Below are 15,367 nucleotides of genomic sequence, written 5' to 3'. Positions count from 1 at the left end.
CGCTTCCCTACCAAGCGCCCCTCACCATGTACCCAGATTCATTTTCAGCACCCGCGCCGGCAGATGATTGGCGCGCGCGGGCGGCTAGCCTCAAGGCGGCGTTGGACCGCCACAATCACGCCTATTACGTCCTCGACGATCCGAGTATTCCCGATGCGGAATACGACAAGCTGTTCCACGAGCTGCAAGCGCTGGAGCAGCAACATCCCGAGCTGGCGACGGCGGATTCGCCGACGCAGCGCGTGGGCGGTGCGCCGCTGCCGCAGTTCGAGCAGGTGCGTCATGCCATTCCCATGTTGTCCTTGGGTAATGGCTTTGATGAGGAAGATATTGTCGCCTTCGACAAACGCGTCCAGGATGGTTTGTCCTCGCTGACGGACATCGCTTACGCCACCGAGTTGAAGTTCGATGGCCTGGCGATCAGCCTGCGTTATGAAAACGGCGTGCTGGTCGGCGCGGCAACGCGCGGTGACGGCACAACGGGAGAGAACGTCACGGCAAATATCCGCACCGTACGCGCCATTCCGTTGCGCCTGCATGGCGACAACCCGCCGCAGGTGCTGGAAGTGCGCGGCGAAGTGCTGATGTACAAGAATGATTTCGCCAAACTCAATCAGCGCCAGCGCGATGCCGGGCTGAAGGAATTCGCCAATCCGCGCAATGCGGCTGCGGGCAGCTTGCGCCAGCTCGATTCAAAGATTACGGCACAACGCACTTTGCGCTTTTTTGCCTACGGCATTGGTGTGTTGGAGGGCATGGATATGCCTGTCTCGCATTCGGCGTTGCTCGACTGGTATTCGTCGCTGGGCCTCCCGGTATGCAAGGAAAGAGCGGTAGTCCATGGCGCCGAAGGCTTGCTGAAGTTTTATAGCGGCATCGGTGCCAAGCGTGGCGAACTCCCGTATGAGATCGACGGTGTGGTGTACAAGGTGGACCGCCTCGATCAGCAGCAACAGCTCGGTTTCGTTTCGCGTGCGCCGCGCTTTGCATTGGCCCACAAGTTTCCGGCGCAGGAAGCGCTGACGGTGGTGCAGGGTATTGAAGTCCAGGTCGGCCGCACCGGCGCGATCACGCCGGTGGCGCGGCTGGTGCCGGTATTTGTCGGCGGCGTGACGGTGACTAATGCGACGTTGCATAACGAAGACGAAGTGCGGCGCAAGGATATCCAGATCGGCGACACGGTGATCGTGCGCCGCGCCGGCGATGTGATTCCCGAGGTCGTGGCGTATGTCGCGGAATCGCGTCCTGCTGACGCGAGGCCGTTTGAGATGCCGACGGCATGCCCGGTGTGCGGTTCGCCCATCATCCGGCTGGAAGAAGAAGCGATCGCACGATGCTCCGGCGGCTGGGTCAAGTGTTCGGCGCAGCGCAAGGGCGGCTTGCAGCATTTTGTGTCGCGCCGCGCGATGGATGTCGACGGTCTGGGCGACCAGTTGATCGATCAGCTGGTCGACAAAAACGTCATTACGACCGCCGCCGATTTGTACCGCCTGGGTTTGACCTCGCTGGCCGAACTTGATCGTATGGCGGAAAAGTCGGCGCAGAACGTACTCGATGCCTTGGAGAAATCCAAATCGACGACGCTTGCACGGTTCATCTATTCGCTGGGCATTCGCCATGTCGGCGAAGCGACCGCCAAGGAACTGGCGCGTCATTTCGGCAATATGGATGCAGTCCTGGCGGCAACGGAAGCGCAATTGCTGGAAGTCGCCGACATCGGTCCTGTGGTGGCGCGTTCCATCATCAGTTTCTTTGAAGACGGCCTGAACGTCGAGCTGGTCAATCAATTGCGCGCGGCCGGCATTCACTGGACCGAAGGCGCTGGCGTTGAAATCCAGGCCAAGACGCTGGCCGGCAAGATTTTCGTGCTGACCGGCACGCTGCCGACCATGTCGCGCGACGACGCGGCGCAATTGATCGAAGCCGCCGGCGGCAAGGTGAGCGGTTCGGTATCGAAGAAGACCAGCTATGTTGTCGCCGGCGCCGAAGCCGGCAGCAAGCTGGCCAAGGCGGAAGAGCTGGGCATCGCCATTCTCGACGAGGATGCGCTGGTGGCGCTGGTGCAGAGCGGTCCGCAAGATGCGGCCGACGCTGCCGGCGTGGATGCTGCAGCCGGGTAATCGCCGGAGATAAGCGGCGGGCGTGGCGATAGTGGGCGATAATGCCGACAAATGCCGGACAGATATATCTATTTTTATTTGGAGCTGCAATGACTAAAAGAATCAAGAAAGCCGTATTTCCTGTTGCGGGTCTGGGTAGCCGCTTTTTGCCGGCAACCAAGGCGCAGCCCAAGGAAATGCTGCCCATCGTTGATAAACCGCTGATCCACTACGCAGTGGAAGAAGCGGTCGCGGCGGGCATTACCGAGATGGTCTTCATCACCGGCCGCAACAAGCGCGCCATCGAAGATCATTTCGACAAGGCTTACGAACTGGAAGCCGAGCTGGAAGCAGCCGGCAAGCAACAGTTGCTGGATATCGTCCAGAACGTCATTCCCAAGAACGTGACCTGCATCTTCATCCGCCAATCCGCGCCGCTGGGCCTGGGTCATGCGGTGCTGTGCGCGCGTCCGGTGGTCGGCGACGAGCCTTTCGCGGTGTTGCTGGCCGATGACTTCATGGATGTGGGTGTTGGTCACAAGCCGGTCATGGCGCAAATGACCGAAGTCTATGAGCGCGAAGGCCTGAGCCTGCTGGCGGTCCAGGACGTGCCGCGCAGTGAGACCAAACAATACGGCATCGTCAGTGCAACGGCTTATCAGCCGAATCTCGAGCGCGTCAACGGCATCGTCGAAAAACCGGCGCCGGACGTCGCGCCGTCGACGCTGGCCGTGGTCGGCCGTTACGTGCTGAACAACCGTATCTTTGAATACCTGGAAACCATCGGCAAGGGCGCCGGCGGCGAGATCCAGCTGACCGACGGCATCGCGGCGCTGATGCATGCGCAGACTGTGCTGGCGTATCGCTATGAAGGCCAGCGCTACGACTGCGGTTCCAAGCTCGGTTATCTCAAGGCGATGGTCGCCATGGGGATGAAGCATGCCGAAACCGGAGCCGCCTTCACCGAATACCTCAAGCAACTCGATATCAACGCCTGAGCGCAGCATAAACAGCAGCAAGGAGAGCAGGGATGGCAATACGCGAAATTCTGAAAATGGGCGACCCGCGCCTGCTGCGCCAGGCCGAGCCGGTGCAGCAGTTCGGTACGCCGGAGATGGATACGCTGATTGCCGACATGTTCGAAACCATGCGCGCGGTGAATGGCGCCGGACTGGCGGCGCCGCAGATCGGCGTCAATTTGCAGCTGGTGATTTTCGGTTTCAAGAAAAACCTGCGCTATCCGGACGCCCCGGAAGTGCCGGAAACCGTGCTGATCAATCCGACGCTGACCCAACTCGGCGGCGAGACCGAAGAAGGCTGGGAAGGTTGCCTGTCGGTGCCCGGCCTGCGCGGCGTGGTGCCGCGCTGGAGCCGCCTGCGCTACGAAGGATTCGACGAAACCGGCGGCCGCATCGACCGCACCGTCGACGGCTTTCATGCGCGCGTGGTGCAGCATGAGTGCGATCACTTGTGGGGTATTCTCTATCCGATGCGCATCAAGGATTTTTCGCGTTTCGGCTTCACGGAAATTCTGTTTCCCGAGCTGGATCCCAATGACGATGACTGAATGATCGGGTCATGTTTGCGGTCCGGATAGTCGGCAGCCAATAAAAAATCGCGTGTGAAGTCTGACTTCAACACGCGATTTTCATTTTTGCGACGACTTCGCGGTCCGGTCAGCCTTCCGCGACGCGCTTGGCAATATGCTCCAGCGCTTCCTCAATCTGATCGATCAGGATCAGGCACAAATCGCCTTCTTTCAACGATGCCAGTGCCGTGTCGATCGCCAGGAACTCGCCAAAGACTTCCTTGGTTTCGGTGGTGCGGCGCGCATTAACCAGGCCTTGGCGCAGCAGGGCGAGTACTTCGCCATCGGCGCGGCCGCGCTGGCATTGATCCTGATACAGCACGACTTCATCGAAGGCGTCGCCGAGGATTTCCGTTTGCTGGCGGATATCGATATCGCGGCGATCGCCGGCGCCACTGATGACCACCGAGCGGCGTTTGGCGGGAATGCTTTCCACAGCTTTGACCAGCGCGTTGATAGCATCCGGATTGTGGCCGTAGTCGGCGATCAGCGTCGCGCCGCGATAGTCAAACATGTTGAAGCGACCGGGCGCGGTGCCGACATCGCTGATGAAGGTGCGCAAGCCGGCGCGGACGATTTCCCAGTCCAGATTCAGTGCCCAGACTGCGGCGACCGACGCCATGGTGTTTTCCACCTGGAAGCCGATGGTGCCGCCGCGGGTCAGCGGGATGTTGCCGAGCGCCAGGCGGTATTCCTGATCGCCTTGTGCCGCCACGATGTCATTGCCGTCGCGGAAGACGACACGGTGGCCTTGTGCACGCTGCGTCGCCATGATCGGATGTTGCGGATCCAATGCGAAGAAGATGATGGCGCCCGGGCATGACTGCGCCATGCTGGAGACCATAGGATCGGCCGCATTCAATACGGCGTAACCGGTTGGCGCGACGTTTTCTACAATCACGCGCTTGACCACGGCCAGGTCTTCCACCGTGCTGATGTAGCTCAGGCCCAGATGGTCGCCCATGCCGATGTTGGTGACGACGGCAACGTTGCAGCGATCGAAGCCGAGGCCTTCGCGCAGGACGCCGCCACGGGCGGTTTCAAGCACGGCGGCATCGACGTCGGGATGGAACAGCACGTTGCGTGCGCTGCGCGGGCCGCTGCAGTCGCCGGTGTCGATGCGTTGCTTGTCGATATAGACGCCGTCGGTATTGGTCATGCCGACGCGCAGGCCTTTTTGTGCGAGCAGATGCGTGATCAGGCGCACGGTGGTGGTCTTGCCGTTGGTGCCGGCAACCGCCACGACGGGAATACGCGCATCGTCGCCATCGGCGAACATGGTCGAAATGATGGCGTCGCCGACCGCACGGCCCTTGCCGTAGGACGGTGTCAGGTGCATGCGCAGGCCTGGCGCGGCGTTGACTTCGACCACGCCGCCTTCCTGTTCTTCCAGCGGCTTGTGCACGCTGTTGCAGACGATGTCGACGCCGCAGATGTCGAGGCCGACCATTTGCGCTGCCGCGATGGCGCGTGCCGCCAGTTCCGGATGGACGTCGTCCGTCACGTCGGTGGCGGTGCCGCCGGTAGACAGGTTGGCGTTGTTGCGCAGAACGATGCGCGCGCCTTGTGGCGGGATCGATTCGGCGTCGTAATTCTGTTTGGTCAGGGTCGCCAGAGCGATATCGTCGAAGCGGATCTTGGTCAGCGAAGTCGCATGACCTTCGCCGCGCAGCGGATCGCTGTTGACCTTGTCCACCAACTGGCGAATGGTGTGCACGCCGTCGCCGATGACTTGCGGCGGATCGCGGCGGGCGGCGGCGACCAGATGCTTGCCGATCACCAGCAGGCGATAGTCGTGGCCGGGCATGTAACGCTCGACGATGATTTCATCGCTGATCTTGACCGCGGCGTTGAACGCCGCGGTGACTTGCGCTTGCGTGCTGATGTTGACGGCGACGCCTTTGCCCTGGTTGCCGTCGCGCGGCTTGATGACGACCGGAGCGCCGATTTCCTGTGCGGCGGCCCAGGCGTCTTCCACGGTTTCGACCACGCGGCCGTTAGGGACCGGCACACCTGCTGCGTGCAGCAGCATCTTGGTCAGTTCCTTGTCCTGTGCAATCGATTCGGCGATGGCGCTGGTGTCGCTGGTTTCGGCGGCCTGGATGCGCTTCTGGCGGCTGCCCCAGCCGAACTGCACCATGCTGCCGTCGGTCAGGCGACGGAACGGGATGCCGCGCTTGAGTGCAGCGGTGACGATGGAGCCGGTGCTTGGTCCCAGGCGGACGTCTTCGTCGAGTTCGCGCAGGCGGGCCAGCGCATCGGCCAGGTCGAAAGGTTTGTCTTCGGCGGCGGCCAGGCAGAGTTCGCGCGCCAGTTCAAAGGCGAGGCGGCCGACGGCTTCTTCGCTGTATTCGACGATGACCTGATAGACGCCGGTTTCGACGGTCGGGACGGTGCGGCTGAAGGTGACCGGGCAACCCGCTTGCGATTGCAATCCCAGGGTCGCCGCTTCCAGCGCGTGCGCCATGGAGACGGCCTTGGCTTCGCCGGCAGGCTGCAGGAAACCGATGTGCGGGAAGCGCGCGCGCAGGCGCACTTCAAAGCCTGCGATGCCTTCAATGGCGCGTTCGGCCTCGGTGCAGGAGACGATAGCTTCTATCGCAGTGTGCCTGCTCCAGAGATTAGGGCCGCGCAGTACGCGAATACGTGAAACGTCCATCAACGAGTCTTCCTGAATGTGTCTTGGGCCATGCCGGCCGGTTGTGACTGTAGTAACTGTGACTGATCGCCAATCGAGACGATCAGGCGGTCTGGGCCTTGCGCTTCTTGTCTTGTTCTTCTGCCTGCTCGGTGCCGAACAATTCGATGCCGGCGCGAATCAGATCGGCGGAGATGCCCAGCGCCCATGCTGCGGCAACGGCAGCCAGAACGTTCTCGATCTGGAAGCTGACCGCGCCGCCGCCGGTAATCGGGATCGCGGCCACGGCGCTGACCAGGATTTCCTTGTCGCCGCTGGCGAGGATGAGGTCGCCATTGCGCACGAACACGCCGCGCTTGCCTTGCTTCAGGTGTTCCGCCATGACCGCACCGGCGGCATCGGAACCGAAGAAGATGACTTCGCCGTCGCACAGGCCGGCCATGTCGGCCACCAGCGGGTCTTCTGCATTGAGGACGGCAACGCCGTCCGGCAACACGACGTCGACCTGGGTGCGCTTGACCTTGGTGGCCATTTGCTCGGCGTTGTCGATGTAGTACTCGGGCAGGCTGTCGGCCGGGTCGATGTTGGCGACCACGCCGACCTGGCAACGGTCGTAGGCCAGGCCTTCGGACAGGATGGAGACGCTGCCGTTTTCAAACACGGCGGCTTCCACGGCGCGGTTGAGCAGGACGCGGTGCGCGGCGCCCCAGGTTGCGCGATTGCCTTTTTCGACCAGGCGCTGGCCGAAATAGAGACCGTCGCCGCAGGCCAGGCCCACGTGCTTGCCGCTCAGGTGAATGATGCGGGCGACCAGGCGTGCGATGGTGGTCTTGCCGTGCGTGCCGGTGATGCCGACGATAGGAATGCGGCCGGTGTCTTCCGGCTTGAACAGATGCTCGACGATGGCCTGGCCGACCGGGCGCGGTGTGCCTTCGGACGGTTTCAGGTGCATCAGCAGGCCGGGGCCGGCGTTGACTTCGACGATGGCGCCGCGTTGTTCATCGAGCGGTTTGGAGATGTCTTCCGCCACCAGATCGACGCCGGCGATGTCGAGCCCGACCACGCGCGCGGCCAGCGCGGCGGTTGCGGCCACGCTCGGGTGGACCTGATCGGTGACGTCGATGGCAACGTTGCCATTGCGGAGCAACAAGACCTTTTTGCCGGCGGGCGGTACCGAGTCGGCGGTCAGTCCCTGACGTTCCAGTTCGAGGCGAGCGGCCGGTTCGCGGTCGAGGATGACCGGGTTCAGGGGATGTTCTTCCAGATCGCCGCGACGCGGATCCATGTTGACCACGTCGATCAGTTGCGAGACGGTCGACTTGCCGTCGCCGATGACGAAGATCGGTTCGCCGCGCGCCGCCGCCGCCAGCTTGCCGCCGACGATCAGCAGGCGATGTTCGTTGCCGCGGATGAAACGTTCCACCAGCACGCTGCTGCCTTCTTCCAGCGCAGCCTTGTAGGCGGTTTCGACTTCGGCTTGGGTATTGAGGTCGATGAAGACGCCGCGGCCGTGGTTGGCGTCGGACGGTTTGACGACCACCGGCAGGCCGATGTCTTCGGCAGCTTCCCAGGCGTCTGCCGGGCTGTCGACGACGCGGCCTTCGGGAATGGCGACGCCGCAGGATTGCAGCAGGGTCTTGGTCAGGTCCTTGTCGCGCGAGATGCTTTCTGCAATGGCGCTGGTCTGGTCGGTTTCGGCGGTCCAGATGCGGCGTTGCTTGATGCCGTGGCCGAGCTGGACCAGATTGCCTTCGGACAGGCGAATCGACGGGATGCGGCGCTCATCGGCGGCGTCCACGATGCAGGCGGTGCTGGGGCCGAGGCACAGCGAGTCGACCATGTCGCGCAGTTTTTCAACCGCGGCGTTGACGTCGAAGGGCTTGTCTTCGATGGCGGCCATGACCAGATCGCGGCCGGCATACAGGGCGGCGCGGGTGACTTGTTCGTGGCGGGCGCGGACGACCACTTTATAGACGCCGCGCACGGAGGTTTCGCGCGCTTTGCCGAAACCGCCGGGCAGGCCGGCCATGTTTTGCAGCTCCAGCGTGACGTGTTCCATGATGTGGCCGGGCCAGGTGCCTTCCTTGAGGCGCTGCAGGAAGCCGCCGCGTTCGCCGTAGCTGCAGCGGTGCTCGACCAGTGACGGGAGCCAGCTTGTCAGGCGTTCATTGAAGCCGGGAATGATGTTCGACGGAAAGTCTTCCAGTTCTCCGATGTCGATCCAGACTTCCAGCGCCGGCCGATAGGTCCAGATGTTGGGGCCGTGCAAGGGGAGGATACGGAGAAATTCTATATTTTTCATGGGTAAGCAGGTTTGCCGCTAAGCGTTGTCTGTTCTGTCGATCCAAGCATGAATAACGCATAAAGCCGTGATTGGTTTACTTGGTCTCAATAAAATGCGGACTAAATAAGCTGACAGCGAAGAGCCTCACAGCCAAGGCGCGCGAATATTGGCCGGAATTTTTGTTATTTATGCACTGTTCTCTTTACGATTGGTTACCGGCCCCTTCCCGAAGTTGCCGATCTACACAAAATGTAACGATATTGTCGCAGAGTGTTTCCCGTCTTGCATGCAAAATAATCAGGATTTCGTCAGCTTGAAGAGTGGAAAGGACGTGCGGGCTGTCATCGCCGGGACGGCCTTGTGCGTTGTCGGGGTGGCAAAGCCATACGATATAATATGCGCGGCATAGATTGCCGGCAAAAAGTTGCCAGCAAAACCATTCTTCACTGTCCGCACAGGACATACATGCCGTCTAGATGAACAAAGAATCCCTCATCCCAAGTTCTACCAATTTGCCCGCGCCATGGCGCGCGGAAGTGCAGGCCCAGTTGGCGTCCGATGAAAAAATCGTCGCCTGGCTGGAGCTTGATCTCGACATTTCGCTGAAATTCACGCGCGGGCTGGTGCTGGTCACCGACCGCCGCCTGCTTGCGACCCATGGGAGCGGTCAGGCCTGGACTGCCTGGGATTACCGCTCGGGCTCGGTTCTGAAGCACCACGACCACGCCGGCGTCGGCAGTCTGGAGTTGCAGGACGGCGCCTCGCGCCTGGCGCACTGGCGTTATACCCTGGCGCAAAACCCGCAAGCGCTGCGCCTGATCAATCAATTCGAGCTGCAACGCGATACGCACGTGTCCGGTCAGCAAGTGGTGCAGGAAGAACTGGACGTGTGCCCGCAATGCAAGGCGCCGATCCCGGAAGGGCAGGAAACCTGCGCCATCTGTCCGGAAGCCAAGGAAGCGCCGCCGTCGACCTGGGCGTTGTTCCGTCTGACGCGTTTCGCCAAGCCGTACAAGGGCTCCTTGCTGCTCGGTTTCCTGCTGACGCTGGCGTCGACCGCCGCCACGCTGGTGCCGCCTTACATGACCATGCCGCTGATGGACAACGTGCTGATTCCGTTCCAGAACGGCGCGCCGCTGGACTCCCATCTGGCGGGACTGTATCTGAGCGGCCTGCTCGGTTCGGCCATGGTGGCCTGGATTCTGGGCTGGGGTCGCACCTACATCCTGGCGCTGGTCAGCGAACGCATCGGCGCCGATCTGCGCACCACGACCTACGAACATTTGTTGCGCCTGTCGCAGGAATATTTCGGCGGCAAGCGCACCGGCGACCTGATGGCCCGCATCGGCTCGGAGACCGACCGTATCTGCGTCTTCCTGTCGTTGCACTTGCTGGATTTCATCATCGACGTGCTGATGATCATCATGACTGCGGTGATCCTGATTTCGATCAACCCGTGGCTGGCGCTGGTGACCTTGTTGCCGCTGCCGTTCATCGCCTGGATGATCCACGTGGTGCGCGACCGCCTGCGTCACGGCTTTGAAAAGATCGACCGCATCTGGTCCGAAGTGACCAACGTGCTGGCCGATACGATTCCCGGCATTCGCGTGGTCAAGGCGTTCGCACAGGAAAAGCGCGAAGCGGCGCGCTTCAAAGAAGCCAACCGCCACAACCTGGTGGTCAACGACCGCGTCAACAAAATCTGGTCGCTGTTCACGCCGACCGTGACCATGCTGACGGAAATCGGCCTGCTCGTCGTGTGGGTGTTCGGTATCTGGCAGGTGTCGCATAACCAGATCACGGTCGGTGTGCTGACTGCTTTCCTGGCGTATATCAGCCGCTTCTACACGCGTCTGGATTCCATGAGCCGCATCGTGTCGGTGACGCAGAAAGCGGCCGCCGGCGCCAAACGGATTTTCGATATCCTCGATCACGTCTCCAGCGTACCGGAGCCGGCCAATCCTGTGCATATCGAACACGTGAAGGGTTCGATCGAACTGCGCAATGTCGGTTTCCGCTACGGTAATCGCTCGGTGATGCGCGGAGTCGATCTGGCGATCGCTCCGGGAGAAATGATCGGCCTGGTCGGTCACAGCGGCTCCGGCAAGAGCACGATGGTCAATCTGATCTGCCGTTTTTATGACGTGTCGGAAGGCTCGATTCGCATTGACGGCGTCGATATCCGTTCGCTGCCGATTTCGGAATATCGCCGCAATATCGGCCTGGTGCTGCAGGAACCGTTCCTGTTTTTCGGCACCATCGCCGAGAACATCGCTTACGGCAAGCCCGATGCCACCCGTGCCGAAATCATTGCCGCCGCACGTGCCGCGCATGCGCATGAGTTCATCCTGCGTTTGCCGCAAGGCTACGACTCGCTGGTCGGCGAGCGCGGGCAGGCGTTGTCGGGCGGCGAGCGCCAGCGTATTTCGATTGCGCGCGCCTTGCTGATCGATCCGCGCTTCCTGATTCTGGATGAGGCGACTTCGTCCGTGGACACCACGACCGAGAAAGAGATCCAGAAGGCGCTCGACAATCTGGTCAAGGGACGCACCACGATCGCGATTGCGCACCGGCTGTCCACCTTGCGCAAGGCGGATCGCCTGGTCGTGCTGGATCGCGGACAAGTGGTCGAAGTCGGTCCGCATGAAGAATTGATGGCCAAGCAAGGCGCTTACTATCGTCTGTATCAGGCCCAGGCACGCAATCCGGAGGGAGAAGTTCCGGGCAGCGACGACAGCGGCGATGATGGCGATGAAGAGAAGGGCGGCTGATGATGGATACGCAAATGAATGATGCAATACAAGCGCCGGCGCACAACTTCAGCCTGCGCCATAACGGTCTCGGTCGTCTGGTGTTTGTCGATGCGGACGGCGGCGAGCATGAGGGTGCGATCCCTGTGCGCGCATTTCCGATCGGCGCGCCGGACGAAGGCATTGCGCTGGTGAGTGCCGATGGACACGAGCTGGCCTGGATCGAACGCTGGTCGGACGTGTCTCCCGAAATTCGCAAGATGATCGAGGCGGAACTGGCGACGCGCGAATTCATGCCGGAAATCGGCCGCATCATCGGCGTCTCCAGTTTCGCGACGCCGACCGTGTGGGACGTGGAAACCAATCGCGGCAACACTTCCTTTACGCTCAAAGGCGAAGAGGATATTCGCCGGCTACCGCAATCTGCCTTGCTGATTTCCGACAGTCACGGCATCCAGTTCCTGATTCGCGATACCAAGGCGCTGGACAAGCACAGCAGGAAGATTCTGGATCGCTTCCTCTGAGCCTGTCGGGAAAGCCCGGCTCCAAATAAAAAACCGGTTGTCGCCCAAGGCTGCAACCGGTTTTTTTATTGTGCTCAGGATGTCAGAACTGCTCGTCCGGACGCAGGTAACGCCACTGGCCGGGCGGTAAATCCCCCAGCTTGACGCCGCCGATGCGTACGCGCTTGAGGCCGACGACCTTCAGGCCGACCAGTTCGCACATGCGGCGGATCTGGCGCTTCTTGCCTTCGTTCAGCGTGAAGCTGAGCTGGTCGTCGTTTTGCCAGCGCACCTTGGCGGGCTTGAGTGCCTTACCGTCGAGCGACAGGCCATGGTTGAGGCGCTTGAGGTCGCTGTCGGGCAGCTTGCCGGGTTTGGTGTACTGCACGCGCACCAGGTATTCCTTGTCGACGCTGGTGTCTTCGCCGATCAGTTGCTTGGCAATGCGTCCATCCTGCGTCAGCACCAGCAGGCCGACGGAGTCAATGTCGAGGCGTCCGGCCGGCACCAGGCTGCGCAGCTGGGTCGGGTGGAATTGCGTGTCGACCTGATCTTCCGCCCAGCGTGTTGCCGCTTCCACCAGCGCCACGGCGGGTTTGTAGCCGTCTTCCGCCTGGCCGCTGACGTAGCCGACCGGTTTGTTGATCAGGATCGTCACGCGTTTCGATTGCTCTGCCGCGGCCTGGCGCTCGACCGTCACGCGCTGATGCGGCAGCACCTTGCTGCCCAGCACGGACACGACTTTGCCGTCGACGCGCACCCAGCCCTTTTCGATCCACTCGTCCGCTTCGCGGCGCGAGCACAGGCCGAGTTCGGACATGCGTTTGGAAAGGCGTACTGGTTCAGTCATGGCGGCAATCGGATAAATTCAGCAGGGTCAGTGCAGTGTTGAAGAGAAAAGAGTAATGGTGCTGGCGGCGTTGGAATTGCGGCGCGTCAAATGCGCAAGGCTTTGAGCAGGTCGGTTTCCAGCATGATCTGGTTGCGCGGATGGTTGAGCGCGGCGCCGTCGACCAGGAATACGTCTTCCACGCGTTCGCCCAGGGTCATGACTTTGGCGGTGTGCAGGTTGATCTTGTATTTGGCCAGGATGTTGGAAATCGTGTAGAGCAAGCCGTTGCGATCATTGGCTGAGACCGACAGCAGGTAAAACTGGCCGCGCTCGTCAGGGCGCAGATCCACCGACGGGTTGATCGGGAAGGTGCGAGACAGGCGCGACAGGCGTCCTCGGGTAGGGGCCGGCAGCGGGCCGTCGGATTGCAGCAGATGCGCCAGCTCGTGCTCGATCAGGTTGATGATGTCACGGTAGTTTTTGGCGAACACCGGCGCGCTGATGAGGAAGGCGTCGAGCGCGTAGTTGAGCTTGGTAGTGTGAATCTTGGCGTCGAGAATGCTGAAATTCTTTTCGTCGAAATAGCTGCAGATGCGCGCGAACAAATCGGGGCGGTCAGGCGTGTAGACGGCAACTTGCACGCCTTCGCCGATCGGCGCCAGGCGGCATTTCACGACCGGTACGGTGCTGTCGATCTTGTCGTAGAAGGAACGCGTTTGCCAGGCGATATCGGACGCATCCAGCCGCAGGAAATAGGCCACGTCCAGTTGCCGCCAGAATTGTTCATGCGCATCGGCGGGCAGGCCGTACAGGCGCAAGGTCTTGATGGCTTCCTGCTGCGTGTTTTTCAGTTCGCGGTCGGCGGACGGCGCTTCGCCGCCGAGCACGCGCAGGGTCATGCGATACAAGTCTTCCAGCAGCTTGCCTTTCCAGGCGTTCCAGACCTTCGGGCTGGTGCCGCGGATGTCGGCGACGGTCAGCAGATAGAGCGCGGTCAGGTGGCGCTCGTCCTTGACCGTATTGACGAATTGCTGGATCACGTCCGGGTCGGAAAGATCCTGTTTTTGCGCGACTTGCGACATGGTCAGGTGCTGCTCGACCAGGAAGACCACCAGCTCGGTGTTCTCTTCCGAAACGCCATGCTGGACGCAGAACTGGCGCGCATCGGCCATGCCCAGCTTGGAGTGATCGCCGCCGCGGCCTTTGGCGATGTCGTGGAACAGCGCCGCGACATACAGGATCCACGGCTGCGCGAAGTTGGCCATCAACTGGCTGCAGAACGGATATTCGTGGGCGTGCTCGCTCATCGTGAAGCGGCGCACGTTGCGCACCACCATCAGGATGTGCTGGTCGACGGTGTAGACGTGAAACAGGTCGTGCTGCATCTGGCCGACGATGCGGCGGAAGTTCGGCAGATAGCGGCCGAGCACGCTGGTCTGGTTCATGCGCCGCAGCGCGTGCATGATGCCGCGCTTGCTTTGCAGTATCTGCATGAACAGCGCGTGATTGGCCGGGTTGGCGCGGAAGGCGTTGTCGATCTTGAAGCGTGCATGCCACAGCGCGCGCATGGTGCGCGCCGACATGTCCTTGAGTTCCGGATGCTGGGCCAGGGTCAGGAAAACTTCCAGCATGGCCGACGGCGTGTCTTCGAAGACGTTGTCGTGGGCGATGTCGAGGAAACCGTTGAGTTCGTTGAAGCGCTCGTTGATCTTTTGCGGCACCACTTCTTGCGGGAACAGTTGCGCTTCGATGTTCTGCAGCAGGATGGTATTGAGCTGCGTGACTGCCTTGGCGGCCCAATAATAGCGTTGCATCAGGTATTCGCTGGCGCGGCGCGTGTCGGTGTTTTTGAAGCCGAAGCTTTCCGCAATCGGCGTCTGGATGTCGAACACCAGGCGGTCTTCGCGGCGGTTGCTGTAAATGTGCAGGCGGATGCGGATGTCCTTGAAGGCGCGTTCTTTCTGCGTCAGCTGGCGTGCTTCCGTTGCGGTCAGCAGTCCGCGTTGCGCCAGCTTGCTCCAGGAGTCGCCCAATCCGGCCGCTTTGGCCACCCACAGGATGACTTGCAGGTCGCGCAAACCGCCGGGGCTTTCCTTGCAGTTGGGCTCCAGGCTGTAAGGCGTGTCTTCGTATTTGACATGGCGCTGCTGCATTTCCAGGGTTTTGGCCTGGAAAAAGGCGCGCGGATCCATGGCGCTGTTGCAGCGCAGTTGCAGCAACTGGAACAGTGTTTTATTGCCGGTCACCAGGCGTGCTTCCAGCAGGCTGGTCTGCACGGTGATGTCGGCCGCCGATTCGGCCAGGCATTCGTCCACCGTGCGGATGCTGTGACCGATTTCCAGGCCGATATCCCAGAACAGCTGAACCAGCGACTCCAGCTTCGCCTGCATGGCTTTGTCGGGCGTCTGATCGAGCAGGATCAGCACGTCGACATCCGAATGCGGGAACAGCTCGCCGCGTCCGTAGCCGCCGACCGCCACCAGGGCGATATCGTGCGGCAGCGCGCATTTTTCCCAGGCTTCGGTGAGGGCGGCGTCGACGTTGCGGCGCAACTGCGTCAGTAAATGCTCGGTCTTGCCGTCGGCCTGGAAGGCCTCAATGGCCTGCTGGCGTGCTGCTTTTAATTGTTTTTTGAGACTGACGGCAAGAGAGGGCATAGGCGATCGGCGAAAG

9 protein-coding genes are annotated in these 15,367 nt (G+C 61.4%); 5 read left to right on the top strand and 4 right to left on the bottom strand.

Annotation, left to right across the window (positions count from 1 at the left end):
* Positions 1–26: 26 nt before the first annotated feature.
* From ligA to def, 3 genes are all read left to right on the top strand, one after another.
* Positions 27–2,120, top strand: a complete 2,094-nt coding sequence (gene ligA / locus AKL25_RS07825) for an NAD-dependent DNA ligase LigA (RefSeq protein ID WP_050477093.1) — start codon at positions 27–29, stop codon at positions 2,118–2,120.
* Positions 2,121–2,209: 89 nt separating this feature from the next.
* A complete protein-coding gene (galU, locus tag AKL25_RS07820; protein ID WP_050477092.1) occupies positions 2,210–3,097 on the top strand; it encodes a UTP--glucose-1-phosphate uridylyltransferase GalU in 888 nt (295 codons plus the stop codon).
* Between the two features lie 32 nt (positions 3,098–3,129).
* Positions 3,130–3,666 (top strand): peptide deformylase, encoded by a 537-nt coding sequence (gene def, locus AKL25_RS07815; RefSeq protein ID WP_050477091.1) that lies wholly within the window; start codon positions 3,130–3,132, stop codon positions 3,664–3,666.
* Between the two features lie 109 nt (positions 3,667–3,775).
* Here def and cphA read toward each other — a convergent pair whose 3' ends face one another.
* Together cphA and AKL25_RS07805 are read right to left on the bottom strand one after the other, a co-directional pair.
* The gene (gene cphA / locus AKL25_RS07810; RefSeq protein ID WP_050477090.1) at positions 3,776–6,346 is read right to left on the bottom strand and encodes a cyanophycin synthetase; all 2,571 of its coding nucleotides are present in this window, start codon (positions 6,344–6,346) and stop codon (positions 3,776–3,778) included.
* Positions 6,347–6,428: 82 nt separating this feature from the next.
* The gene (locus AKL25_RS07805; RefSeq protein WP_050477089.1) at positions 6,429–8,627 is read right to left on the bottom strand and encodes a cyanophycin synthetase; all 2,199 of its coding nucleotides are present in this window, start codon (positions 8,625–8,627) and stop codon (positions 6,429–6,431) included.
* Between the two features lie 458 nt (positions 8,628–9,085).
* Here AKL25_RS07805 and AKL25_RS07800 point away from each other — a divergent pair, with 458 nt between their 5' ends.
* Together AKL25_RS07800 and AKL25_RS07795 are read left to right on the top strand one after the other, a co-directional pair.
* Positions 9,086–11,380 carry a cyanophycin metabolism-associated ABC transporter gene (locus AKL25_RS07800; RefSeq protein WP_050477088.1) on the top strand — a complete coding sequence of 765 codons (2,295 nt, stop codon included), beginning with the start codon at positions 9,086–9,088 and terminating at the stop codon, positions 11,378–11,380.
* A gap of 14 nt (positions 11,381–11,394) precedes the next feature.
* Positions 11,395–11,883 (top strand): cyanophycin metabolism-associated DUF1854 family protein, encoded by a 489-nt coding sequence (locus AKL25_RS07795; RefSeq protein ID WP_167541865.1) that lies wholly within the window; start codon positions 11,395–11,397, stop codon positions 11,881–11,883.
* Positions 11,884–11,965: 82 nt separating this feature from the next.
* Here the strand turns inward: AKL25_RS07795 and AKL25_RS07790 are convergent, their stop codons facing one another.
* The gene (locus AKL25_RS07790; RefSeq protein ID WP_050477087.1) at positions 11,966–12,712 is read right to left on the bottom strand and encodes a pseudouridine synthase; all 747 of its coding nucleotides are present in this window, start codon (positions 12,710–12,712) and stop codon (positions 11,966–11,968) included.
* 86 nt (positions 12,713–12,798) lie between these two features.
* A complete protein-coding gene (locus tag AKL25_RS07785) occupies positions 12,799–15,351 on the bottom strand; it encodes a [protein-PII] uridylyltransferase (RefSeq protein WP_050477086.1) in 2,553 nt (850 codons plus the stop codon).
* Positions 15,352–15,367 lie beyond the last annotated feature (16 nt).

It is taken from the genome of Herbaspirillum rhizosphaerae, from assembly GCF_001189965.1.
GTDB lineage: Bacteria > Pseudomonadota > Gammaproteobacteria > Burkholderiales > Burkholderiaceae_D > Herbaspirillum > Herbaspirillum rhizosphaerae.
The sequence above is the reverse complement of the archived record's forward strand: the minus strand, read 5'-3'. Positions and strand labels throughout refer to the sequence as shown.